The organism is Blautia sp. MSK.20.85 (genome assembly GCF_013317245.1).
Taxonomy (GTDB): Bacteria; Bacillota; Clostridia; order Lachnospirales; family Lachnospiraceae; genus Blautia_A.
The window spans coordinates 47,300-72,536 of sequence record NZ_JAAIUN010000015.1 but is presented as its reverse complement, the minus strand read 5'-3'; the positions used below and the strand labels follow the sequence as shown (position 1 = coordinate 72,536).

Below are 25,237 nucleotides of genomic sequence, written 5' to 3'. Positions count from 1 at the left end.
AAATTCAGCGACTGTGACATTGCTTTCATATCCAAATCTTCTATACATACACAATAAATATTACTGGAAAAAGATAGGGGAGAATTCTTCCACGACAGAGATCGGACTGAGCAGTTTCAAAGAAATGGGAACAAAAAGTACTGAGTTTAATTATGAGGACATAAAGAACCAGGAAAATCAGACCTATCGTTTTATTGTAGACTTCTCGAAAGTAAAGGCAGGATATTCTGCAGGAAATCTGAACTGTGGTCTGATTTATGCCTATACAGATAATCCTCTTACAAATTCAGTAAACATTGGAATTGTAAATGCAGAAAGCTTCGGTCTGACAGCGAAGGCGGGCAGCAGTATTACAGTTACTGCCCCATCGATGCAATCCTATAACAAATGGAACAATAAATCACTGGTACTGGAATTATCTTCCACAGATAAAACACTTCCGGGAGATGTCAGCCTGACAGTAACAACCGGAGATAAAAACCAGCAGTACTGGCCGGATTCCAACGGTAATTTTGTAATTCCGCTTACATGGGCAACGTCTCAGGATGTAAACCTGACATTAAATTCGGATGTTGCGGAAGCAAAAGGAAAGGCTTATCAATTCCAGGCAAAATTATACGCCGGAGCAAAGGACGGACAGGCTCTGATCGCAGCTGGTGAGACGGACACAGGCGTAACAGCTGAAAGTCTGTCGCTTACAGTGGCAGAAAATACAAATCCGTCCCTGAAGATCACAGACACAACAGGTACACACAGACTTCTCACAACGAAGGACAGTACCCTGGATCTTGATGTACAGTGGAAGAACATTGACAGAAGCTATACGGTTAGTGCCAACATCCAGAAAAAAACATCCCAGGGATATGAGGGCGTTCTGTTGCAGGCCGCAGTAAGCCAGGGCAAGAATAAATTTTCCCTCGGAGGAATTACAGGCTCCGGCAGCTACCGGCTTGTTATCACCGTAACAAAAGATCAGCGAACAGTTATGGAAGTTCCGTATTATTTCATTGTCCAGTAAGTACAATCAGATAATTTATATCATACAAAAGAGGCCAGGTTCAATGTATACTTTGAATGTTTACATTGGATCGAAGCCTCTTTTTTATAAGGCAGAAGGAGAGGATGTCACACTCTGTGACAACAGCCATTGACGATGCAGAATAGATTACGATATACTGTAAAGCAAGAAGTACGGGGATATAGTATATAGTTTCAGAAAGGGGCGGACATAAATGGGAAGATTTGTAAATCCGGATAACAGCGCATTTCAGGTAGCACTGAATTCCAGGATATATGTGGATAAAACAGGATTGTTGGAGTACACAAATACTGTTCTGGATACTATGGATGCCTATATCTGTAACAGTCGTCCGCGCAGATTCGGGAAATCCTATACGGCGAATATGCTTACTGCGTATTACAGCAAGGGAGCGGATTCCGAAAAAATGTTTTCAGGACTGGAGATCAGTAAGGCAGCAGATTTCCGAAAACATCTCAATAAATATGATTTAATCCATATAGATGTTCAGTGGTTTCTGGCAAATTGTGCAAAGGCAGATGACGTTGTTGCATTTATCACAGAGAGTATACTGGATGAGCTGAGAACGATTTATCCATGTGTGTTACCATCAGAAGAGATATCTTTGCCAGATGCGCTTTCAAGAATCCGGGAGAAAACAGGGCAGAAATTCGTTGTGATCATTGATGAGTGGGATGTTCTGATCCGAGATGCAGCGGCGAATTCCAAAGTGCAGAAAGAGTATATTAATTTTCTCAGAGGAATGTTCAAAGGAACGGAACCAACCAGATATATCCAACTTGCATATCTTACAGGTATTCTCCCGGTAAAAAAAGAAACAACACAGTCAGCGCTTAATAATTTTGATGAATTTACAATGTTAAGTGCGGGCAATCTTGCACCGTATATCGGATTTACAGAAGATGAGGTGCGGAATCTTTCGGAAGAATATCAACAGGATTTTCATGAAGTGAAGCGATGGTATGATGGATATCTTTTGAAGGACTGTCAGGTTTATAATCCGAGAGCAGTAGTCAGCGTGATGCTTAAAGGTGAATTTAAGAGTTACTGGTCGGAAACAGCGTCCTATGAAGCAATCGTGCCTCTTATTAATATGAATTATGATGGATTGAAAACATCGATCATAGAAATGTTGTCCGGTGCATCTGTGAAAGTCAATACAGCGACATTCAAAAATGATACAGAGAATATAAAGAGCAGAGATGATGTACTGACCTATATGATCCATTTGGGATATCTTGGTTATGACCAGACCAGAAAAACGGCATTTGTGCCCAATGAAGAGATCAGGCAGGAGCTGACAACTGCGGTAGAAAGTAAAGCCTGGAATGAAATGATCCTTTTTCAGCAGGAATCGGAGAAGCTGTTGGATGCAACATTGGAAATGGATTGTCCGGTGGTATCTGCACAGATAGAAAAAATCCATAATGAATATGTTTCCGTTATTCAGTATCATAACGAAAATTCATTAAGCAGTGTGCTGGCGATTGCATATTTAAGCGCTATGCAGTATTATTTCAAGCCGGTTCGGGAACTGCCATCAGGACGTGGATTTGCAGATTTTGTATTTATTCCGAAGCCGGAATATAAAAGTGATTATCCGGCGCTTGTAGTTGAATTGAAGTGGAATCAGAACGCTCAGACTGCAATGCAGCAGATTAAAGACAGGAAGTATCCAGATTCTGTTTTGGAGTACACAGGAGATATTTTACTTGTAGCGATTAATTATGATAAGGATAAAAAAGAACATCAATGTATGATCGAGCAGTATGAGAAAAAATAATTTTCAGAATTGCTATAGAATGATAATGCCTCAGGACAGGTATAACACAGGCAGCAGGTAAGTTGTTGGTGCTATGCATGTACTGAGGCTTTTTCGTTATAATATAAGATCTTATTTATCATCCCCGGTAAGCCGAAGCACATCCCGGATCTCGTCCACATTCATATCCAGGATTACGGCGAGTTCATCGATGGTGAATTTGGTGGTGTCGTCATCGTCTGTGAGCTCTTTTACCGCGGATTCAAGATTTTCTACCTTGGATACCAGATAGTCATCACGGAATTTCTGCTGGGTCTGTTCCTCGATGGCATGGAGGATTCCGCTGCGGATACGGCCGCGCATCCAGGCGTCGTTCTTCTGCTGGGGTTCTGTTTCCTTAAGAGCCGCCAGAAGGGCCAGATTCGCCTCCTGAATGAGGTCAGTCAGGTAAATCTCCTCACAGTTCAGTTCAGCGGCCATCTGGGCTGCCTGGGCCATGTAGAACTGGGTCAGAGCACCTTCGGCAGCGGTGTCACCCTTTGCAAAGGCCTGGAAGAGGGAAGCAAGATCGTCGGAATCAAGCCCTTCCGGGGAAAAACTTTCCATATAGTCACTGAGGTAAGCCTGTTCCTCAGCTGTAAGGGCTGCACGGGTGCCTGGAAGTTCTTCCTCGCTTCCGGATTCAGAGGAGGTATTTGCTGCCGCCGCAGCGCTGGCTGCTTCCTCGGCACCTTCGATAGTGATACCTTTTAATTTGAGATACTGCAGGATCTTTACAAGCTGTGAAGTGTTCAGGTCGGATTCATCGAAATGCTCACGGATCTGCTGCTGGGAGAGCTGCTTGCCGTTCTCCTCTGCGATGGTGCAGATTTCATTGAGCTTCTGCTGAAATAACTTTATATCCATAAAAACATCTCCTTAATTTTCCAGAATTTCTTCTTGACTTTATTATCAGGATTATGATACCATAAGCAAGTCGCAAATGACAGGAAAACCTTTGAATAGACGGAAAAAACGTGAAAAAAAGTTTTTTTAAAAAAATTCAAAAAAGGTGTTGACATTTGTAAAAAGCTATAATATAATATCACTTGTCGTCAGGCAAGAGAAAAGCAACAGCGACAAAAACTTAATAAAGACCATAAGTAAATGGTATATCGGGGTGTGGCTCAGTTTGGCTAGAGCGCCTGGTTTGGGACCAGGAGGCCGCAGGTTCGAATCCTGTCACCCCGACTGCTGTAAACTTATTACCGCAAGCATGCGGGTGTAGTTCAATGGTAGAACACCAGCCTTCCAAGCTGGATACGTGGGTTCGATTCCCATCACCCGCTTCTCTGAAAAGAGAGCATGTGTCTGTAGCTCAGCTGGATAGAGCAACGGCCTTCTAAGCCGTGGGTCGGGGGTTCGAATCCCTTCAGGCACGTTGTGGTGGGTATAGCGCAGTTGGTTAGCGCGCCAGATTGTGGCTCTGGAGGCCCAGGGTTCGAATCCCTGTATCCACCCTTCGCCCATTGGGCTATCGCCAAGCGGTAAGGCACAGCACTTTGACTGCTGCATTCGCTGGTTCGAATCCAGCTAGCCCAGTCCTTTTTTATGGGGTATTAGCTCAGTCGGTAGAGCACTTGACTTTTAATCAAGTTGTCCGGGGTTCGAATCCCCGATGCCTCATTAGCGGAAAGCATTTGCTTTCCGTTATTTTTTTACCATCAGACAGAGTGATGGCAACAATTGAATATGCGGATATGGCGGAATTGGCAGACGCGCTGGTTTTAGGTACCAGTGAGCAATCGTGCAGGTTCAAGTCCTGTTATCCGCACTTATTAAGAGATCTTCTGTAAATTTGATTTATAGAAGGTCTTTTGTATTTTCAGAATAATACTCATAATAAAATGCCACAGATGTATCGGTAATGATCTGTGGCATTTGGGCTCTATAAAATTTTTTAAATCAAATTACAATTTCTCTCCCTCATTCACTTCCTCAATAAATACTTTCCCTTCCGCTTGCTGCTCCACAAAGTGAAAACGGAGCACAGCCTGGGGCCAGTTGAGGGTGATGATGGCTTTTTTCTCCCGGGTCTTTCCGGCGGCCTGGATCTGGTCTACGAGGTCGGAGAGGATCTCACGGGTGAGATAACCGCCTCTCCAGTGGAACGTGAATTCTCGGCCTTTTTTGGCGGCCTGGAGGGCGCGTTTGTAGACGTCTTCCAGCTTGGTAAAGGACAGCTTTTTCTCGCGGTAGTAGAAGTGGCTTCCGTCCGGGCAGGTGGGGGCAGGAGCGATCAGTGGTTCATGGTCACGAAAGATGTTTTTGTCATCCAGATTAAAATAATCGTAGCGGATGCTGACAGAGCCGTCCTCGTTTTTGCCAAGAGTATTGTCAAAGGTGGCGTCCAGATGGTAGTACTGTCCGTTAATCCGGACAATATTCCAGGTGTGGCGGTACTTGATCCCTTTTTCCGGATTGTTTCCGCAGATGGCGATGATGCACCAGACACCGAGGGCATCGCAGAGCACTTTTACAGATTTGGCGATTCCCTCACAGACGCCTACGCCGTGTCCAAGAGGCCCGATGATCTCGTGGGAGTATGGCTTTTTCAGCTTGTCGTAGCGGATATTTTCGCAGATAAAGTCGTGGACATATTTTTCCTTATCCCACTCGGAAAGCTTCATGGCAGGGCGTACAAGCTTGTCTACGCGGGCGCCCAGAGCTTTCTGGTGTTCCCGGATCTTATTCTTGTCAAAGATATATTCCGGGATCAGGATCAGATTTGGAGAATCTTTGTAATAGCGGTATTTGAACCCCACGGCCCAGAAGATCTCCGGATGATCCAGTCTCAGCTGGAAAAACACATCATAGAGCCAGTTTCCGTCGGTAGTGGGAACCTGTGGGATCAGAAACTCATCGGAAAGTTCCATAAGTCCGTGAAGCATTGCGCGGTACACGTTCTGTTTATCTTTTGGCATTCTGCCGTAATAATATTCTTCAGCCTGTTTCATATATTTGAATTTAATCCGCCGTAGTTCTGAAATTTTGTTGTAATTCAGAATTCAGCAGAAACCCCTTTCTAAAAAATCAACGAAAAAATTATATCATAAAAGAATCATCAGAAGAAGTGCAGAGATAAAATGGAAGAAAGATTACGGAAAAATAAAACATGCAGAGCCATCCCACAAAGATGTACCCTGCATGTTTTTTCTGCCTTGAAATATTTTTGCCCGGAAATAACCGGGAGGCCAGGATCAGCCATTATACAGCTGATAATACCGGCCCTTCTGAGCAAGCAGCTCCTCATGGGAACCACGCTCGATGATACGTCCCTGCTCCAGGACCATGATACAGTCACTGTTGCGTACTGTGGAAAGTCTGTGGGCGATCACGAAGGTTGTCCTGCCTTCCATCAGCTTATCCATACCATCCTGTACCAGTTTTTCGGTACGGGTATCAATGGAACTGGTGGCTTCGTCCAGGATCAGGACAGGCGGATCTGCAACAGCTGCACGGGCGATGGAGAGAAGCTGTCTCTGGCCCTGGCTCAAGTTTGCACCGTTTCCACGGAGAAGGGTGTTATAACCCTGTGGAAGCCTGCGGATAAAACCGTCAGCGTTGGCAAGTTTTGCTGCGGCGATGACCTCTTCATCTGTGGCATCCAGTTTTCCGTAGCGGATGTTTTCCATAACGGTTGCCGTGAACAGGTTGGTATCCTGAAGAACGATGCCCATGGAACGGCGAAGATCGTCTTTTTTGATCTTGGTGATATTGATGCCGTCGTAACGGATCTTACCTTTCTGAATGTCGTAAAAACGGTTCAGAAGGTTGGTGATGGTGGTTTTTCCGGCGCCGGTAGATCCTACAAAAGCGATCTTCTGGCCCGGCTGTGCATACATGTTGATGTCATGAAGAACGATCTTGTTGGAGTTATAACCAAAATCCACATCCTCCAGAACCATGTCACCTTTCAGCTCGATATAATCCGTGGTACCCTCAGCTTTATGGAAATGTTTCCATGCCCAGCGGCCGGTACGTTTCTCGGATTCGGTGAGAACGCCGTTTTCCTCTTTTGCGTTGACAAGAGTAACGTAGCCTTCGTCCACTTCGGATTTCTCATCCAGAAGATCAAAGATACGTTTGGCACCTGCAAGGGCCATAACAATACTGTTGAACTGCTGGCTGACCTGGTTGATGGGCATGTTAAAACTCTTGTTGAAAGTCAGGAAGCTGGCAAGTCCGCCAAGAGTGAAGTTTCCGATGCCATTGATGGCAAGGATACCGCCAACCATGGCACAGATCACGTAGCTGACGTTTCCAAGCTGGGCAACTACAGGCATCAGGATGTTGGCAAAACGGTTGGCGTTGTCTGCGCTGGCAAAAAGCTGGTCGTTCAGCTCATCGAATTTCTGGATGCTTTCGTCCTCATGGCAGAAGACTTTGACAACTTTCTGTCCTTCCATCATCTCTTCGATATAGCCGTTGACAATACCAAGGTTTGTCTGCTGTTCCAGGAAATATTTTCCGCTCAGGCCCGCAAGTTTCCGGCTGGCAGTCAGCATAATGGCAACCATAAGCAGAGTCACGAAAGTAAGCGGAACGTTGAGGATCAGCATACTTACAAGAACACTGACAATGGTGATCACACTGGAAAGCAGCTGTGGGAAACTCTGGCTGATCATCTGGCGCAGGGTATCAATGTCGTTGGTGTAGATGGACATGATATCACCGTGTGCGTGGGTATCAAAATATTTGATGGGAAGTGTTTCCATTTTTGCAAACATGTCGTTTCGGAGGTTACGTAAAGTTCCCTGGGAAACATTGATCATGATACGGTTATAAGTATAGGTGGCAATAACACCGATGGCGTAAAAACATGCCACACGTGCGATTGCAGCAGTTAAAGGCCCGAAGTCCGGTGTATCTGCCTTAAGAAGAGGCGTGATATACTGGTCAATCAGGGTTTTCATGAACATGGTTCCCTGTACATTGGCAAGAACGCTGACAAAAATGCAGATCACCACGATCACGATATGGATACTGTAGTTCTTAAAAATATAACGGGAAAGGCGTCCCAGAAGTTTTCCTGGCTGTTCCGGCGCTCCCATGCCTTTCGGTCCAGGACCACCCGGACCTTTCATGTTCTGTTTTTTCAAGCCGGATCACCTCCCTCGTCAAAATCACCGGCACCGCCGGTCTGTGAATTGAATACATCCTGATAAATGGCGTTGGTCTTAAGAAGTTCCTCATGGGTACCAAATCCGTTGATCTCGCCGTTGTCCATAACGATGATGCGGTCTGCATTCTGGATACTGGAAACACGCTGGGCGATGATCAGCTTGGTGGTATCCGGGATCTCTTCTGCAAAAGCACGGCGGATTTTTGCGTCTGTGGCAGTATCTACCGCACTGGTGGAATCGTCCAGGATCAGTATCTTCGGTTTCTTCAGAAGAGCACGGGCGATACAGAGACGCTGTTTCTGACCTCCGGAAACGTTGGAACCGCCCTGTTCAATGAAAGTATTGTATTTATCCGGCATTTTTTCGATGAAATCATCAGCGCAGGCAAGCTGGCATGCACGGCGGCATTCTTCTTCCGTGGCGTTTTTGTCACCCCAGCGGAGATTTTCCAGAATGGTTCCTGAGAAGAGGACATTCTTCTGAAGGACAACGGAAACCTGGTTCCTGAGAGATTCCAGGTGGTATTTGCGGACATCGATGCCTCCCACCAGAACAGAACCGTCCGTTACGTCATAAAGACGGCTGATCAGGTTGACAAGACTGGATTTGGCACTTCCGGTACCGCCGATGATTCCGATGGTCTCGCCGGAGCGGATGGAAAGGTTGATGTCTTTTAAGACCGGTTCTTTGCTGTCTTTCTTATAACTGAAGTTTACGTGGTCGAAGACGATGCTTCCGTCCGGAACTTTTGTTACCGGGTTCTCCGGGTCAGTGATATCAGCAGTATCGTTGATGACTTCCGTAACACGCTCGGCACTGGCAATACTCATGGTCACCATAACAAAAACCATGGAGAGCATCATCAGGCTCATGAGAATGTTCATGCAGTAAGTGAGAAGGCTCATAAGCTCACCGGTAGTAAGCGTGCTGCCCACGATCATTTTTGCGCCAAGCCAGCTGATTCCAAGGATGCAGGCGTAAACGGTAAACTGCATCAGAGGCATGTTCATAACAACGATCTTCTCGGCACTTAAGAACATTTCGTATACTTTGTTACAGGCTTTCTGAAATTTGCTGATCTCGTAGTCTTCACGGACATAGGCTTTGACAACACGGACGGCACCGATATTTTCCTGGACACTTGCGTTCAGGTCATCGTATTTGCGGAACACAGTCTGGAAATATTTCGTTGCTTTCCGCATGATAAAGATCAGACAGGCACCGAGGAAGATCACCGCGATCAGATAAATGCTTGCAAGTTTGGCGTTGATGAGAAATGCCATGACCATGGCACAGATCAGGCTGGCCGGTGCACGGGTACACATACGCAGGATCATCTGATAGGCATTCTGCAGGTTGGTCACATCTGTGGTAAGACGGGTGATCAGGCCGGCAGTGCTGTATTTGTCGATGTTGGAAAAAGAAAAGGTCTGGATGTTGGTGTACATGGCTTTTCGGAGGTTTCTGGCAAAGCCTGTGGAGGCCAGTGCTCCGTATTTTCCGCCCATGACGCCGGACCAGAGTCCGCACAGGGCAAGAACTACCATAACTCCACCCATCCGATAGATATGGCCGATATTTCCGGCTTCCACACCCTTATCAATGATGGAAGCCATGGCCAGGGGGATCAGAGTCTCAAAGAGAACTTCCAGGATCATGAAAAAAGGCGTGAGAAACGAGGCCTTTTTAAACTCCCTGACCTGTGCCAGAAGGGTTTTGAGCATAAAAAATCTCCTTTCTTTTACTGTTCAAAAAGATAGCACCCCTGGAAAAAAGTTCCGGGCTGCTACAGAACAGATGTATTGTTCAGATACTATTATCAGGTAAAATATTTTTAATGTCAAGACAAATATGTGTGAAATACTTGACATAACATCATTTAAGCGGTATATTAAAAGTTAATATTCACCTGTGAAATAGGGGCGAGAATGCGATTCAGATCCCTTTAGAGGGTCTATATAGAGTTTAATTTTTGTAGGGAGGATTTTATATGGAAATCAGACAGTCAGCAGAGGATTACCTGGAATCAATTCTGGTTTTATCGAAGAAGGGCGGCGGGGTTCGTTCCATTGATATTGCTACCAGACTTGGCGTTTCCAAGCCAAGTGTCAGCCATGCGATGAAGCTTCTCCGTGAGGACGGATATATTGCCATGGACCGTTACGGTACTGTGACACTTCTGGAGAAGGGCGCAGAGATCGCCAACCAGATCTATGAGAGACACACCGTACTTGCCAAGATGCTGGAGGGACTTGGAGTTCCTGCGGAGATCGCACTGGAGGATGCCTGCAAGATGGAGCACGATATCAGCCAGGAGAGCTTTGAGAAGATCAAGGCGCATTATAATAACTTTATTAAGAGAGACGAAGCAGCAGCGGAGTAAATGAAGTGACCGGCCAGTATCCACACGGGGCGGCAGTGAAAGCCAATGAAAGATAAAAAAGAAGTGCATGAGAAGCGTGATAACTTTTCATGCACTTTATTGTTTATCTGCCTATTTCGCAGAAGATTTCTCCGGCAGCTGTGCCAGGATGATAGCCGCGAACATGATGACGCATCCAAGAAGCTCTTTTGCGGAAAGCTTCTGTCCAAGGATGACCCAGCCTGCAAGTACGGAGATACAGGATTCCAGGGAAAGAATCAGAGAAGCTACCGTTGGATTGACATTTTTCTGGCCTACGATCTGCAAAGTGTAGGCAACGCCGCAGGACATAATGCCGGCATACAGGATGGGGAGCCATGCAGTGAGGATAGAAGAAATCTGCGGATGTTCCAGGACAAGAGCCGGGATCATGGACAGGATCCCGCAGACCAGGAACTGGATACAGGAAAGTTTTACTCCGTCTGCTTTCGGGGAAAAATAGTCAATGACCAGAATGTGCAGAGAAAACAGGAACGCACACACCAGCACCAGGACGTCTCCGAGACCAATGGAAAAACCGTCCGTGATGCAGAGAAGATAAAGTCCGATCAGTGCCATGACAACAGCTGTCCAGATAAAGGGACTGCATTTCTTTTTCAGGAAAAGTCCGATAATCGGGACAATGACAATATAGCAGGCAGTGATAAAACCGGCTTTTCCCACCGTTGTATATTTGATGCCGAACTGCTGGAAGTTGCTGGCTGCAAAGAGAGCAATTCCGCAGGCGATTCCTCCGATCCAGAGGTCACGGGAGTTGTATGGAGAAGAGGTATCCGCATTTTTGGCGCCTGTTGCTGGAAATTCTGCTGCCGGGGAATCTGCCGCGGCAGAAGCTGTATCTTTGGAGCGGTTTAAGAGAAAGATCACCGGCACCAGAACAGCAGCACCGATCAGGGAACGGACGCCGTTAAAAGTAAAAGGACCTACATATTCCATGCCTACACTCTGGGCGACAAAGGCGATTCCCCAGATGGTAGCGGCCAGAAGCAGGCAGAGAGAATTTTTCAGAGGCATTTTCTGTGTGTTCATGATAAAAGAATCCTTTCGCGTATTATGTGGTCAAAGCGATATATAAGAAAAGACCCCGGGGAACTTCAGATAGCTTCCCGGGGCATTTTTATGATCTGTCGGAACCGTGTCCGGCAAAATTAGTTCTGATTCTGGTTGTTCTTAACTTCTGCAAGCTTCATAGCACGAACTTTCAGCGGCAGACCGAACAGAGTGATGAATCCGTCAGCGTCGTGGTGGTCATACATATCACCGGTTGTGAAGGAAGCAAGGGACTCATTGTAAAGGCTGTATGGAGAAGTTGTACCATTCTTGATGATGTTTCCTTTGTAAAGTTTGAATTTAACTTCACCGGTAACATATTTCTGAGTGGATTCAACAAATGCCTGGATAGCCTCACGGAGTGGTGTGTACCATTTTCCCTCGTAAACAACCTGTGCAAACTGGCTGCCCAGTTTCTTCTTGGCTTCCATTGTCTCACGGTCAAGGATCAGCTCCTCAAGCTGGTCATGAGCTGCCATCAGGATTGTTCCGCCAGGAGTCTCATAAACACCACGGGATTTCATACCAACAACACGGTTCTCAACGATGTCAACGATACCGATACCGTTCTCGCCGCCAAGTTTGTTCAGCTCAGTGATGATCTCGGAAACTTTCATTGCCTTTCCGTTGAGAGTTTTCGGAACACCCTGCTCAAATGTCATGGTAACTTCTGTTTCTTTATCAGGAGCTTTCTCCGGTGTTACGCTTAATACAAGCATGTCATCGTAGTTCGGAGCCTGGGAAGGATCCTCAAGTTCCAGTCCCTCGTGGCTGATGTGCCAGAGGTTTCTGTCACGGCTGTAGCTGTGGCTTGCATCGAACGGAAGAGTGATGCCGTGAGCTTTACAGAACTCGATCTCATCTTCACGGGACTGCATGGTCCACAGATCTGTCATACGCCATGGAGCAATGATCTTGATGTCCGGAGCGAGAGCCTTGATGCCAAGCTCGAAACGGATCTGGTCATTTCCTTTACCTGTAGCACCGTGGCAGATTGCAACAGCGCCTTCTTTACGTGCGATCTCAACCAGTTTCTTGGCGATAACCGGACGAGCCATGGAAGTTCCGAGAAGATAGGAATGCTCATATACAGCACCGGCCTCTACACATGGCATGATGAAATCATCGCAGAACTCATCAACAATATCTTCAATATATAATTTGGAAGCACCGGACATTTTTGCTCTCTCTTCAAGACCGTCCAGCTCGTTTCCCTGTCCGCAGTTTACACAGCAGCAGACAACGTCATAATCAAATGTTTCTTTCAGCCACGGGATCAGGGCTGTGGTATCAAGACCACCGGAATACGCTAAAACAACTTTTTCTTTCATAATATATGTCCTCCTGGGATTTTTTGAAATTTTGTATCGCTCCGGACATTTCCGGGACGGTGAATTTTTTTACGTTATCTGGAAAAATTATGCTGTTTTATAACTTTACCAGAGTGAATAAATATTCATGCGTGACAAAACAAAATTTTCGGCTGTCCTGTCGACATGGCTTAATATACACCAGATTTTATAAATATGCAAGAGATAATTTGAAAAATATGAAAAATTTTTTGCATAAAAATGCATCGAAAAACGGGTAATATTATAAGAAAATACATGAAAAACAGAAAAGACAGTGAAAAATCAAAGAAAATGACTATTGCATAATATGCAGAGAAGATGTATAATCTATCCATTGACAAGGCGGACATATGAGGAACGCCTTTTTACTTAAGCCGTAAGAGATACGGCAGAGGAGGAATGTGAAAGATGATTAAAGCAGGAATTATCGGTGCGACAGGGTACGCAGGAAATGAGATCGTAAGACTTCTTCTTGGACACAAGGATGTTGAGATCAAATGGTTTGGTTCCCGAAGCTACATAGATCAGCAGTATGCAGATATTTATCAGAACTTTTTCAAACTGGTGGATGCCAAATGTATGGATGACAATATGGCGGCACTTGCAGATGAGGTGGACGTGATCTTTACCGCAACTCCGCAGGGCCTTTGTGCATCCCTTATTAATGAAGAAATCCTTTCCAAGTGTAAGGTGATCGACTTAAGCGCGGACTTCCGTATTAAAGATGTGAAGAAATATGAAAAATGGTACGGAATCGAGCACAAAGCACCGCAGTTTATTGATGAAGCAGTTTACGGTCTCTGCGAGATCAACCGTGAGGATATCAAAAAGGCACGGCTGATCGCCAACCCGGGATGCTATCCGACATGCTCCACACTGTCTATTTATCCGCTGTTAAAAGAAGGCCTCATTGATCCGAACACTATTATCATTGATGCAAAGTCCGGAACATCCGGAGCAGGAAGAGGAGCTAAAGTTCCGAATCTTTACTGTGAAGTAAACGAGAGTATTAAAGCTTACGGCGTTGCCACACACAGACATACACCGGAGATCGAGGACCAGCTTGGATACGCATGCGGACAGGAAGTGCTGATCAACTTTACCCCGCATCTTGTTCCGATGAACAGAGGAATCCTGGTAACTGCATATGCTTCCCTGACAAAGGATGTTACCTATGAGGAAGTAAAAGCGGCCTATGACAAATATTATAAAGATGAGTTCTTTGTACGTGTGCTGAATAAAGATGTATGCCCGCAGACAAGAAACGTGGAAGGCAGCAACTTTGTAGATGTAAACTTCAAGATCGATCCGAGAACTAAGAGAGTGATCATGATGGGTGCCATCGACAACCTGGTAAAAGGTGCCGCAGGACAGGCCGTTCAGAACATGAACCTGATGTTTGGATTCGACGAGAACGAAGGACTGAAACAGATCCCGATGTGCCCGTAAAACACAGAGGATTTCAGACGAGAGGAGACATAGAATATGAAGATCATCGACGGCGGCGTAACAGCCGCAAAAGGTTTTAAGGCAGCGTCAACTGCAGCAGAGATCAAATATAAAGGCCGTACCGATATGGCCATGGTATTCAGTGAAGTTCCCTGTGTGGCTGCAGGAACATTCACGACCAATGTGGTAAAAGCAGCTCCTGTAAGATGGGATCAGGACATTGTATACAATCATCAGGGCGCAAGAGCCGTGATCTGCAACAGCGGAATCGCCAACGCATGTACCGGTGAGGAAGGTTTTGGCTACTGTAAGGAAACAGCCAAAGCAGCATCCGAAAGCCTTGGGATCCCGGAAGACAGTGTGCTGGTAGCATCCACAGGTGTCATCGGAATGCAGCTTCCGATCGACCGTATCGCAAACGGAGTAAAAGCCATGGCTCCGAAACTTGAGGGAAGCCGCGAGGCAGGCCTTGAGGCAGCAAAAGCCATCATGACAACCGACACCGAGAAGAAAGAGGCAGCTGTAGAGATCGAGATCGGCGGAAAAACCGTAACTGTAGGCGGTATGTGCAAAGGTTCTGGAATGATCCACCCGAACATGTGCACAATGCTTGGATTTATCACCAGCGATGTGGACATCTCCAAGGAACTTCTTCAGGAAGCACTCAGCGAGGACATCAAGGACACCTACAACATGGTATCCGTTGACGGAGACACCTCCACAAACGACACCGTCCTCCTCCTGGCAAACGGTCAGGCCGGCAATCCAAAGATCACAGAGAAAAATGCAGATTATGAAGAGTTCAAAAAAGCGCTCAACTATGTAAACACAACCCTTGCCAAAAAGATTGCAGGCGACGGAGAAGGCGCAACCGCACTCTTCGAGGTCAAAGTTATCGGCGCAGCCACCAAGGCAGAAGCCGTAACCTTAAGTAAATCCGTAGTAACCTCTTCCCTGACAAAAGCAGCCATCTACGGCCACGACGCAAACTGGGGAAGAATCCTCTGCGCCCTCGGCTACTCCGGAGTCCAGTTCGACCCGGAGAAAGTAGATCTCTACTTTGAGAGCAAAGCAGGAAAAATAAAGATCATTGAAAATGGAGTTTCTACAGGATACAGTGAAGAGGAAGCTACAAAGATCCTCTCTGAAGACGCTGTGACAGCCATTGCTGATATGAAGATGGGCGAGGCCAGTGCAACCGCATGGGGATGCGACCTTACTTATGATTATGTAAAAATCAATGCGGATTATCGTTCTTGATGTAAGAGCTCTGTAGAATGGTTTTTTATGGTGGATTTTATATGTAATTTTGTTTCAGTTTGTAAGCTGAGAAAACCCTTAGGGGGAGCGAGCTCGGAGTTGCGAAGCCCGCACGCTCCCCCTAAGAACCCCCTCCGTTGGGCACGCTTGGTTGTGGTGTGTTGAACGTTAGTTGACGAAGACTGAGTGACGAACGTGAGGAACTTCAGGGCAGAAGCCTTGGAAAATCGTGACAGTTTGCCCGCGGTGCGGGCAACAGCCCGTTCTCCGTGGCCGGAGGGGAGGAGCGCGAGGAGGGGAAACGGCCTTCGGAACTCCGAGTGCTTCCCCTCCTCGCAAATCCCACAGCTATCAGCTGAGACAAAACTATAATTTATAAAGAAAAAACGTCCAACATACAACAAAAAAACCTTTTTCAACCCATATCATTTTTCAAAAAAAGGAGATACCCATATGGTGAATCAGAAATATCTTGACAAAGCAGAGGTTCTCATAGAAGCCCTGCCATACATTCAGCGGTTTAACCGCAAAATTGTAGTCATCAAATATGGCGGAAGTGCCATGCTTGATGAAGAATTAAAACGTAACGTCATCAAGGACGCAGTCCTCCTGAAGCTGGTCGGATTCAAACCGATTATCGTTCACGGCGGTGGCAAGGAGATCAGCCGCTGGGTCGGTAAAGTCGGCATGGAGCCCCGTTTCGTAAACGGTCTCCGTGTAACGGACAAAGACACCATGGAGATCGCAGAGATGGTTCTTGCCAAAGTAAACAAAGAACTTGTTACGCTTGTAGAATCTCTCGGCGTTCAGGCTGTAGGTGTCAGCGGTAAAGACGGTGGTCTTCTCCAGTGCAAAAAGAAACTTTCCAAAGGCGAGGACATCGGCTACGTAGGTGAAGTCACAAAAGTCAATCCAAAGATCCTCCAGGACCTTCTGGAAAGAGACTTCCTTCCGATCGTATTCCCAATCGGTTTTGACGAGAATTTTGATTCCTACAACATTAACGCAGATGATGCAGCCTGCGCTATTGCAGAGGCGGTCAATGCAGAGAAACTTGCCTTCCTTTCCGATATTGAAGGTGTATACAGAGACGCTTCCGATCCGTCCACTCTGATCTCCGAACTTCGTGTAGATGAGGCTGAGAACCTGATCTCCGATGGTACTGTCGGCGGCGGAATGATTCCGAAACTGAAAAACTGCATCGATGCCATCGAGCATGGTGTAAACAGAGTCCATATCCTGGATGGAAGGATCCCGCACAGCTTACTGCTTGAGATCTTTACAAACAAAGGTATTGGTACCGCAATTTTAAAAGATGATGGGGAGAAATATTACAATGAGCATGAATGAACTGATGGAAGAATCAGAAGCCAGTATTCTTCATACATATAACCGTTTTCCGGTAGTTTTTGAAAAAGGCGAGGGCTGCCACCTCTATGATTCCGAAGGAAAGGAATATCTGGATTTTGCAGCAGGTATCGCTGTAAATGCACTGGGGTATCATTACCCGGGCTATGACGAAGCATTGAAAGCCCAGATCGACAAACTGATGCACATTTCCAACCTGTATTACAATGAGCCGATCATTGATGCAGGTGCCAAACTTGTACAGGCAAGTCATATGGAAAAAGCATTCTTCACAAACAGTGGTACAGAGGCTATCGAGGGTGCTCTGAAAGCTGCCAAGAAATATGCCTACGAGAGAGATGGCCATGCAGATCATGAGATCATTGCCATGAACCATTCTTTCCACGGCCGCAGCATCGGTGCACTTTCCGTGACAGGTACTGCACACTACAGAGAGCCTTTTGAGCCTTTGATGGGTGGCGTAAAATTTGCGGATTTCAATGACCTTGAGAGCGTAAAAGCTCAGGTTACAGACAAGACCTGTGCCATCATCGCCGAGACTGTACAGGGCGAGGGAGGTATTTACCCGGCTACCAAAGAGTTCCTGGAAGGCTTGCGTAAGCTCTGTGATGAGAAAGATATCATCCTGATCCTGGACGAGATCCAGTGTGGTATGGGACGTACAGGACATTATTTCGCATGGCAGGCATACGGCGTACAGCCGGATATCATGACCTGTGCCAAAGCTCTTGGCTGCGGTGTTCCGGTAGGTGCTTTTGTTCTGAATAAGAAAGCAGCGGCAGCATCCCTGAAGCCAGGCGATCATGGAACCACTTACGGTGGAAATCCGTTTGTATGCGCGGCGGTCAGCAAGGTATTTGATATCTTCGAAAAAGACCAGATCCTTTCTCATGTACAGGGCCTGACCCCGTATCTGGAGGAAAAACTGGACGAACTGGTTGCAAAACATGAATGTGCGGAAGTAAGAAGAGGCAAAGGCTTCATGCAGGGTATCGTGATCAAAGGACGCCCGGTAGGAGATGTAGTGAAAAAAGCTCTTGCAAAAGGTCTCCTTGTGATCTCAGCAGGAAGCGACGTTCTCCGTCTTGTTCCTCCCCTTGTGATCACAAAAGAGGATATTGACAAAATGGCCGAGATCCTTGACGAGTGCATGGAATAAATAACAGAGATCTTCTGGCGAGGGAAGCCCAAAGCAGGCTTCAAGAGCAGAAAAACGAAAGATCATAGTTCAGGGAAATCCTGATACAGGACAGCAGTATTTTTTGGTTGGCAGATAACCGGCCAGGGAAAGATACTGCTGTTTTTTTGTTCCACAGAAAATGGTGTCCTGCAGTAAAAACAGGATTTCGGATATGAGGAGTCATGCCTGCCGAAACGTAAACACATCACAGCATCAATATATATAAAATATATAACAGACATATCAAACAGTACCCAAAAATCTGGTTGTGTGTTAAAAAATAAACAAAACCAGTCAGGATACACCAACAAAATGCACAAAAAAATGAGCAGATATGAGTATAAATTGCACATCCACACAGTTGATTTTAAAATGTTATATGTTATAATTTCACTGGTTAAAAAATTTATGTGAGGGGTGAATATTTTGAAAAAATTATTAACCGTCATGTGTACTTTTCTGACAGTAATCCTGGCGTGTCCTGTGGGTGTATGGGCAGCTGGAAATGGCGAGACAGTATCAAGCATGCCGGTGTGGCTTTGTATTCCTTTTGCAGGCCTTCTTCTGTGTGTTGCAGTGATGCCTCTGGTAAAAGGTGAGTGGTGGGAGTCACATCAGCCGATCGTGGTTGCATTCTGGATCGTTCTCATGATTATTCCGTTTGCTGTTGTTTACGGTGCCGGAAAAACTGCAGAAACAGTACTTGAGTGCGTGATTAATGACTATCTTACATTTATCATCCTGTTATTCGGATTGTTCTGTGTATCCGGTAACATTACGGTTGAGGGCGATTTTGCGGGTTCGCCGCGGGTAAATGTAGGACTTCTTGCACTGGGAACGCTGCTTTCCAGCTGTATTGGAACCACCGGAGCCAGCATGCTGATGGTCCGTCCGGTGATCAAAATGAATTCCTGGAGAAAGAGAAAGGGTCACATTATGATCTTTTTCATCTTTATGGTGTCCAACATGGGTGGCTGCCTGACACCGATCGGTGATCCGCCACTTCTGATGGGATTCATGCGAGGGGTTCCGTTCTTCTGGAGCCTGCACCTTCTTCCGGTTCTGCTCTTTAATATGGTGATCCTTCTGTTTGTGTTCTATCATCTGGATATGCGCTCTTATAAGAGAGATATTGCAGACGGACGTAAACCGGACATCAGCAAACCGGGAACCGAGTTCAAGATCGATGGACTTCACAACATCATTTTCCTTGTAATGATCGTTGTAGGTGTTATCTTAAGTGGTATGCTTCCGGGTATGCCGGCATTTCAGGATGCGGCAGGCAATGTAAGAGGAATCCATATTTTCGGTGAGGTTACATTAAGCTTCCCGTCAATCATTGAGATCGTCCTGATCCTGGTAGCTGCATTTCTGTCCTTTAAAACAACAGACAAAAAGATCCGTGTGCGGAACCATTTTACCTGGGGCGCGATCAAAGAGGTTGCAGTACTTTTCATCGGTATCTTTATCACCATGCAGCCGGCTCTGATGCTCCTGAAAGCAGTGGGACCGAACCTTGGAATTACCGAGCCGTACCAGATGTTCTGGGCCACAGGAGCACTGTCCAGTTTCCTGGATAATACACCGACCTATCTGGTATTTCTGACTACAGCGGGAACCCTTGGATTTACAAGTGGAATCGCAACCACACTGGGAACGGTTCCTGTAAAACTTCTTTCCGCGATTTCCTGTGGTGCCGTATTTATGGGTGCCAATACATATATCGGCAATGCTCCGAACTTTATGGTCAAGACACTTTCTGACGAAAATGGTATCAACATGCCGTCCTTCTTTGGATACATGGGATGGTCCATTTGTTTCCTGGTACCGGTGTTCATCATCGATATGCTGGTATTCTTTTTATAAGGGAGGAGGATCAATATGCAGGATAATAACATTCGAGAGAAATGCAGAGAACTTGCTACCAGACTTTATGAACTGGATGGCGAGGTTTATAAAAGCGTAGGATCTTCCCTTGGACGTACCTTTACCGGTGACAGAGAAGGTACCATCCGTAACTTAAGTGCCCTGATGTATACCAAACCGGACGGGCATCTTCTTCGAAGCGAGATGGCCCTGATCAGTAACATGGCCAGAACCATCAAGGATAAAGACGAAAAAAGCCGTCTGATGAAGAAATATGATGAGATCTTTCAGGAGATCCTTACGCTGCCGGAGACCTTTGTTGCTACGGATATCATGGATAAGGAACGTGTGGCGCTGAATCATATGATCAAGCGCAGGGAAAAAATTTCCGAGGACGATCATCTGGTCATCTGTATCAGCCGTACACAGGGAAGCGCCGGCAATGATATCGGTTTCGGTCTGGCAGATAAACTTCGAATCAACTATTATGATGTGGAGATCTTTGACCAGGTATTAAGACGTCTTGAGGCGGAAAAAGGTGCAGTCAACGATGCGGAATATTTTGCAGACTTCAATAAATATGAGAAGAAGCATAAATTTGACCCCAAGGGCTGGTTCCGGGAATTTAACCGTTATCACGGTCTTCCGAAACAGGATGCGGTATTCTTTAACATGAGTGACCTGATCTGTGACCTGGCATCAAAAGAGGACTGCATCATCATGGGACGATGTGCGGATGCGATCCTGAAGAACAATCACATTCCACATATCAGCCTGTTTATCACGGCGCCTTTTGCCATCCGTGTCCAGCATGTCATGGATGTAAGAAAGATGAATATGAAGCAGGCGGTCCGCTTCCTGAAGAAGATGGACAGCCAGCACAGAAAGTATTATAACTTCTATGGTGGAGCTCACTGGGGCAAGCCGGATAACTATGACTTGTGCATCAACAGTGCAAGTTATGGTATCAATGAGACAGAAAATCTGATTCTGAAATTGCTGGATGATCAGATCCATTAGAAGATAATATCAGAAAATTATAAAAGAATTCCTGTAAAAAGAGAAGTGCCTGTCCGGCAGGTAGAAATATCTCAAAATACAGGAATTCTTTTTATGCTTTTTTAAAAAAATTTAATCTTGATTAACTTTTTTCATTTTGGGGATTGACATTCGAAAAAACTTAGTATACACTAACCTATGAGTTAGGGCTAACTAATTAGACTGAGTTAATTAATAGAAGGAAACGGAGGGGATTCCATGCAGCCGATTTTATTTTTGCAGTCAGGCGATACCGGTACAATTAAGCGTATTTCCGGAGCGGAAGACACAAGAAGATTTCTTGCAGGTCTTGGCTTTGTTGAGAACGCGGAAGTAACCGTTATTTCCCAGTTTGACGGCAATCTGATCGTAAATATCAAGGATTCCAGAGTTGCGGTTAATAAGGAAATGGCCAGACACATAATGGTGTAACCGGACTGTGTGCGGCAGCGCCCGGTAATAGATTTGCCCAAGACTGTATGAAGTACAGTTGAGGATAGATTATGGATGTGAAGTGCCGTAAGATGAACGCGGCACGTTCCGTAAAATGAACAGCAGACAGACCGGAGGGGCCTGTTTTACTGTAACTGCTCCGGGAGATGAGCAGTTTTTATGGTCTCTGGAAGCGAAAGCAGACGGAGATCATCATATGGATTTGGAATATAAACAGGGAGGAAAAGAGAAATGACTTTACGTGATGCAGCAGTAGGTTCTACAGTAGTTGTTTCCAAGATCACCGGCGACCCGGCTTACAAGCGCCGTATCATGGACATGGGAATCACAAAAGGCAGCGAGGTTTATATCCGCAAGGTAGCTCCTCTTGGAGATCCGGTTGAGATCACCATCAGAGGTTATGAGCTTTCCCTGCGTAAGCATGACGCAGCATGTGTAGAAGTAAAACAGAAATAAACTTCGAAAAATGACAGAGCATCATGCTCTGATCTGAAAAAAGGAGGATGAAAAATGTCTGTAACAATAGCTCTTGCCGGAAACCCGAACTGTGGTAAGACTACAATGTTCAACGCTCTTACAGGCGCTAATCAGTACGTTGGTAACTGGCCAGGTGTTACTGTAGAGAAAAAAGAGGGTAAACTGAAAAACCAGAAGGATGTAACTGTAACAGACCTTCCAGGTATCTATTCACTTTCCCCGTATACACTTGAGGAGGTTGTCAGCCGTGATTACCTTCTGAAAGAAAAACCGGATGTGATTATCGACCTTGTGGATGCAACAAACATCGAGAGAAACCTGTATCTTGCAACACAGCTTCTTGAGATCGGTATCCCGGTTGTTATCGCTCTTAACATGGTGGATCTTCTGAAGAAGAACAACATCCACATCAATGTAAAAGGTTTAAGCTCCGCACTTGGATGCCCGATCGTTGAGACATCCGCCCTTAAGGGAACAGGACTTAAAGAGGTTGTTGATGAGGCAATCAAATGTGCAAACCAGCACAGAGTACCATCCAAACAGATGGAGTTCCCGAAGGCAGTTGAGAAAGCTGTAAACGAGATCGAGAGCCTTGTTCCTGCAAACATCTCTGAGGAGAACAAGAGATGGTATGCAGTAAAACTTCTCGAGAGAGACAGCAAGGTAAAAGAAGGTCTTAACCTTCCGGCTTCTGCTCAGTCCAAGATCGAGGAGATCGCTTCCAACCTTGAGAAGGCAGAAGATGATGATACAGAGAGTATCGTAACAGATGGAAGATATCAGTACATCCAGAAAGTTGTTTCCACAAACGTTAAGAGAAGCGGAAATAAGATGACTGTTTCCGATAAGATCGACCGTATCGTAACAAACCGTATCCTCGGTCTTCCGATCTTTATCCTTACCATGTTCATCGTTTATTATGTATCTGTAACAACAGTTGGTACCATGGTAACAGACTGGACAAACGATAGCTTCGTCGGAACTATCCAGGGTGTTGTAGCTGATGGCCTCAGCGGTGTCGGCGTTGCTGACTGGCTGGTAAGCCTTGTATCTGATGGTATCATCGGTGGTCTTGGTGCAGTACTTGGATTCGTTCCGCAGATGGCGATCCTGTTCCTGTTCCTGTCCATCCTTGAGGACTGCGGTTACATGGTTCGTATCGCATTCGTCATGGACCGTGTATTCCGTCATTTCGGACTTTCCGGAAAGAGCTTTATCCCGCTCCTTATCTCCTCTGGTTGTGGAATCCCTGGAATCATGGCTTCCAAAACAATCGAGGCTGATAACGACCGTCGATTAACAATCATGACAGCAACATTTATTCCTTGTGGTGCTAAGCTTCCTGTTATCGCTCTTATGGGTGGTATCATGACAGCATATGTAACTGGTGACTATGTAGCAGCTGGTTTCATCACACCACTGATGTACTTCATCGGTGTTGTAGCAGTTCTTGTATCTGCCATCATCCTGAAGAAAACAAAACCGTTCTCCGGTAAACCTGCTCCGTTTGTAATGGAGCTTCCACAGTACCATATTCCGTCTGCAAAGACAGTTCTGCTTCACGTTTGGGAGAGACTGAAAGGCTTCATCATCAAAGCCGGAACAATTCTTTTCCTTGCAACTGTTATCATGTGGGTTCTTTCCAGCATTGGTACAACAGGAAGCGGAATCGGATTTGTTGAGGACAGCAACGACAGTATCATGGCTATCCTTGGTGGTATCCTTGCTCCGATCTTTGCTCCTCTTGGATTCGGTAAATGGCAGCCGGTTGCAGCATCCATCTCCGGATTCTCCGCAAAAGAGTCCATCGTTAGTACAATGGGTGTTCTTGCAAACGTAGCTGGTGATGATGCAGAAGATACCATGATCGTTGGTGCAGCGATCAAAGCATGGTTCCCGTCAGCAGTAGCAGCATTCTCCTTCCTGCTGTTCAACCTGCTTGACTCTCCGTGTCTTGCAGCTATTTCTACAATGGCACATGAGATGCAGTCCAGAAAATGGTTCTGGTTTGCAATTCTCTTCCAGAACATCTTTGCTTATGTTGTAACACTTTGTGTATACCAGATTGGTCTTGTTGTTACAGGTGCCGGATCCTTCGGAATTGGAACGATCGTTGCTCTGATCCTTGTGGCAATCATTCTCTTCCTTCTGTTCAGACCAGATCCGTACAAGAACCAGAACGATGTTACAAAGAGATCTGTTCAGGCAGCAGAGTAATCGTAAACCGGTCATACAGTTAAGATCCGGTACATATGATAACTTTGAAATGATGCTGTGAAAACAGCGGAAATGATAAGAAACATAAGGAGGCCGGGTATGTAAATACCTGGTCTTCTGTGTTATAATAAGCCTGAAGAAACATAGGAATTTTTTACAAAATTATTCATCAGAAGCTGACAGCGTCTTAACTGCTGTGCAGCGAAAGAAAGGGTGACAGATATGAGTATAGTAGCGGATATTATTGTACTGGCGCTTGTGATCGCATATGGTATATTTGTGATCAGTTATCTTTATTCAAGAAAGAAACAGGGGCTCAGCTGTGTTGGCTGTGCCGGTAATACACGTACCAACGGCTGTGGCGGCGGATGCTCCGGTCATTGCTCCGGATGCTCAGGCTGCAGCGGAATGCAGAAGTAACCAGGAGGTAGATCATTATGGCAAATGCAATCGTTGTCATCGTTGTTATCATCATTATGTTGTTTGCCGGAAAAGGCGCATATAAACATCTGAAAGGTGAGGGTGCCTGCTGTGGAGGCGGCAGCAAACCGGAAATCCCGAAGAAGAAACTGGACGGAACGAAGCTTGGTGAGAAAACTATGAAGATCACAGGAATGCACTGTGAGAACTGTGTAGCCAGCGTCACTAGAGCCATCAACCGTATTGACGGAGCGGCAGCCAAAGTCAGCCTGAAAAAAGGTGAGGCAGTGGTTTCCTATGACAGAGAGATTTCCAACGAAGAACTGAAAAAAGTTGTTGAAGATCGTGGATATCACGTAGTTTCTATTCAGTAAGGATCCATCAGAATAATACGTTTGCCGGAGCTTCCCATCCGGCAGAGCAGAGAAAAGACTTCTCGTTGAAATGCTTAAAAATATTTCGATAAGAAGTCTTTTTTTGTGTAAGAAGTCAGAGTTGCAATTGACTCACTAATAGCTGCTATTGTATAATAAAAACAGAAAAATCAGACGGAATGAAAAATATTATTACAAATTTTCTTTCTATCCGAATGATGTGTCATGAAAGCCAAATAGAGAGGTAACAGACTTTGACGGCAAGGTATGATCCGAGCGGGAATTGTTGTTCATTTAGCGTGGCTTTAACTGCTTTATGAGCGGAATACGGGACTCTTTCACCTT

Annotated in this window: 21 protein-coding genes and 7 tRNA genes; 22 read left to right on the top strand and 6 right to left on the bottom strand. The window is 45.7% G+C overall.

Features of this window, described 5'->3' with window-relative positions; all coding sequences use genetic code 11:
* Together G5B12_RS10045 and G5B12_RS10040 are read left to right on the top strand one after the other, a co-directional pair.
* On the top strand, nucleotides 1-1,018 hold a 1,018-nt coding region (locus G5B12_RS10045; RefSeq protein WP_207719568.1), incomplete at its 5' end, for a hypothetical protein.
* A 214-nt stretch (nucleotides 1,019-1,232) separates the two neighbouring features.
* Entirely contained in the window at nucleotides 1,233-2,822 is a 1,590-nt protein-coding gene (locus G5B12_RS10040; RefSeq protein WP_119247801.1) for an AAA family ATPase, read from the top strand.
* 111 nt (nucleotides 2,823-2,933) lie between these two features.
* Here G5B12_RS10040 and G5B12_RS10035 read toward each other — a convergent pair whose 3' ends face one another.
* Nucleotides 2,934-3,707, bottom strand: coding sequence for a hypothetical protein (locus G5B12_RS10035; RefSeq protein ID WP_021976247.1), 774 nt, complete (start codon nucleotides 3,705-3,707; stop codon nucleotides 2,934-2,936).
* Nucleotides 3,708-3,956: 249 nt separating this feature from the next.
* Here G5B12_RS10035 and G5B12_RS10030 point away from each other — a divergent pair.
* The 7 genes from G5B12_RS10030 (at nucleotide 3,957) to G5B12_RS10000 (ending at nucleotide 4,614) form a co-directional block, all read left to right on the top strand.
* Nucleotides 3,957-4,031, top strand: a tRNA-Pro gene (locus tag G5B12_RS10030).
* Nucleotides 4,032-4,058: 27 nt separating this feature from the next.
* Nucleotides 4,059-4,129, top strand: a tRNA-Gly gene (locus G5B12_RS10025).
* Nucleotides 4,130-4,147: 18 nt separating this feature from the next.
* A tRNA-Arg gene (locus tag G5B12_RS10020) sits at nucleotides 4,148-4,221 on the top strand.
* Nucleotides 4,222-4,226: 5 nt separating this feature from the next.
* Nucleotides 4,227-4,300, top strand: a tRNA-His gene (locus G5B12_RS10015).
* A gap of 10 nt (nucleotides 4,301-4,310) precedes the next feature.
* Nucleotides 4,311-4,382: transfer RNA gene (locus G5B12_RS10010), tRNA-Gln, on the top strand.
* Between the two features lie 11 nt (nucleotides 4,383-4,393).
* Nucleotides 4,394-4,466, top strand: a tRNA-Lys gene (locus tag G5B12_RS10005).
* 68 nt (nucleotides 4,467-4,534) lie between these two features.
* Nucleotides 4,535-4,614: transfer RNA gene (locus tag G5B12_RS10000), tRNA-Leu, on the top strand.
* A gap of 136 nt (nucleotides 4,615-4,750) precedes the next feature.
* Here the strand turns inward: G5B12_RS10000 and G5B12_RS09995 are convergent.
* From G5B12_RS09995 to G5B12_RS09985, 3 genes are all read right to left on the bottom strand, one after another.
* Nucleotides 4,751-5,797, bottom strand: a complete 1,047-nt coding sequence (locus tag G5B12_RS09995) for a transglutaminase domain-containing protein (protein ID WP_021976388.1) — start codon at nucleotides 5,795-5,797, stop codon at nucleotides 4,751-4,753.
* 243 nt (nucleotides 5,798-6,040) lie between these two features.
* A complete protein-coding gene (locus tag G5B12_RS09990; RefSeq protein ID WP_118062745.1) occupies nucleotides 6,041-7,927 on the bottom strand; it encodes an ABC transporter ATP-binding protein in 1,887 nt (628 codons plus the stop codon).
* 11 nt (nucleotides 7,928-7,938) lie between these two features.
* Nucleotides 7,939-9,690: an ABC transporter ATP-binding protein gene (locus G5B12_RS09985; protein WP_021976390.1), complete on the bottom strand. Its 1,752-nt coding sequence runs from the start codon at nucleotides 9,688-9,690 to the stop codon at nucleotides 7,939-7,941.
* Between the two features lie 266 nt (nucleotides 9,691-9,956).
* Between G5B12_RS09985 and G5B12_RS09980 the strand changes: the two genes are divergently transcribed.
* Complete coding sequence (locus tag G5B12_RS09980) at nucleotides 9,957-10,349, top strand: metal-dependent transcriptional regulator (RefSeq protein ID WP_021976391.1); 393 nt, start codon at nucleotides 9,957-9,959, stop codon at nucleotides 10,347-10,349.
* 111 nt (nucleotides 10,350-10,460) lie between these two features.
* On the opposite strand, the gene G5B12_RS09975 is transcribed toward G5B12_RS09980, so the two are convergent.
* Together G5B12_RS09975 and G5B12_RS09970 are read right to left on the bottom strand one after the other, a co-directional pair.
* The gene (locus tag G5B12_RS09975; protein WP_442859962.1) at nucleotides 10,461-11,402 is read right to left on the bottom strand and encodes a DMT family transporter; all 942 of its coding nucleotides are present in this window, start codon (nucleotides 11,400-11,402) and stop codon (nucleotides 10,461-10,463) included.
* Nucleotides 11,403-11,536: 134 nt separating this feature from the next.
* The gene (locus G5B12_RS09970; RefSeq protein WP_021976393.1) at nucleotides 11,537-12,769 is read right to left on the bottom strand and encodes an argininosuccinate synthase; all 1,233 of its coding nucleotides are present in this window, start codon (nucleotides 12,767-12,769) and stop codon (nucleotides 11,537-11,539) included.
* Nucleotides 12,770-13,198: 429 nt separating this feature from the next.
* Here G5B12_RS09970 and argC point away from each other — a divergent pair, with 429 nt between their 5' ends.
* The 12 genes from argC (at nucleotide 13,199) to G5B12_RS09910 (ending at nucleotide 24,892) form a co-directional block, all read left to right on the top strand.
* Entirely contained in the window at nucleotides 13,199-14,239 is a 1,041-nt protein-coding gene (gene argC / locus G5B12_RS09965; RefSeq protein WP_021976394.1) for an N-acetyl-gamma-glutamyl-phosphate reductase, read from the top strand.
* 36 nt (nucleotides 14,240-14,275) lie between these two features.
* A complete protein-coding gene (gene argJ / locus G5B12_RS09960; protein ID WP_021976395.1) occupies nucleotides 14,276-15,499 on the top strand; it encodes a bifunctional glutamate N-acetyltransferase/amino-acid acetyltransferase ArgJ in 1,224 nt (407 codons plus the stop codon).
* Nucleotides 15,500-15,952: 453 nt separating this feature from the next.
* Entirely contained in the window at nucleotides 15,953-16,849 is an 897-nt protein-coding gene (gene argB, locus G5B12_RS09955) for an acetylglutamate kinase (RefSeq protein ID WP_118062712.1), read from the top strand.
* Nucleotides 16,836-18,026, top strand: a complete 1,191-nt coding sequence (locus G5B12_RS09950) for an aspartate aminotransferase family protein (protein WP_119247803.1) — start codon at nucleotides 16,836-16,838, stop codon at nucleotides 18,024-18,026. Before argB ends, G5B12_RS09950 begins: the two co-directional genes overlap by 14 nt.
* A gap of 447 nt (nucleotides 18,027-18,473) precedes the next feature.
* Nucleotides 18,474-19,913 carry a sodium:proton antiporter gene (locus tag G5B12_RS09945; protein ID WP_174088135.1) on the top strand — a complete coding sequence of 480 codons (1,440 nt, stop codon included), beginning with the start codon at nucleotides 18,474-18,476 and terminating at the stop codon, nucleotides 19,911-19,913.
* A gap of 15 nt (nucleotides 19,914-19,928) precedes the next feature.
* Nucleotides 19,929-20,933, top strand: a complete 1,005-nt coding sequence (locus G5B12_RS09940) for a cytidylate kinase-like family protein (protein WP_148448466.1) — start codon at nucleotides 19,929-19,931, stop codon at nucleotides 20,931-20,933.
* Nucleotides 20,934-21,170: 237 nt separating this feature from the next.
* Nucleotides 21,171-21,383 (top strand): FeoA family protein, encoded by a 213-nt coding sequence (locus G5B12_RS09935; protein ID WP_118169814.1) that lies wholly within the window; start codon nucleotides 21,171-21,173, stop codon nucleotides 21,381-21,383.
* 115 nt (nucleotides 21,384-21,498) lie between these two features.
* Nucleotides 21,499-21,639 (top strand): hypothetical protein, encoded by a 141-nt coding sequence (locus G5B12_RS09930; protein WP_173762644.1) that lies wholly within the window; start codon nucleotides 21,499-21,501, stop codon nucleotides 21,637-21,639.
* Complete coding sequence (locus G5B12_RS09925) at nucleotides 21,636-21,860, top strand: FeoA family protein (protein WP_118062707.1); 225 nt, start codon at nucleotides 21,636-21,638, stop codon at nucleotides 21,858-21,860. The genes G5B12_RS09930 and G5B12_RS09925 overlap by 4 nt, the downstream gene beginning before the upstream one ends.
* Nucleotides 21,861-21,914: 54 nt before the next feature.
* Nucleotides 21,915-24,098 carry a ferrous iron transport protein B gene (feoB, locus tag G5B12_RS09920; RefSeq protein ID WP_174088134.1) on the top strand — a complete coding sequence of 728 codons (2,184 nt, stop codon included), beginning with the start codon at nucleotides 21,915-21,917 and terminating at the stop codon, nucleotides 24,096-24,098.
* Between the two features lie 222 nt (nucleotides 24,099-24,320).
* Nucleotides 24,321-24,518 (top strand): FeoB-associated Cys-rich membrane protein, encoded by a 198-nt coding sequence (locus G5B12_RS09915; RefSeq protein WP_021977522.1) that lies wholly within the window; start codon nucleotides 24,321-24,323, stop codon nucleotides 24,516-24,518.
* A gap of 17 nt (nucleotides 24,519-24,535) precedes the next feature.
* Nucleotides 24,536-24,892 carry a heavy-metal-associated domain-containing protein gene (locus tag G5B12_RS09910; RefSeq protein ID WP_021651583.1) on the top strand — a complete coding sequence of 119 codons (357 nt, stop codon included), beginning with the start codon at nucleotides 24,536-24,538 and terminating at the stop codon, nucleotides 24,890-24,892.
* Nucleotides 24,893-25,237 lie beyond the last annotated feature (345 nt).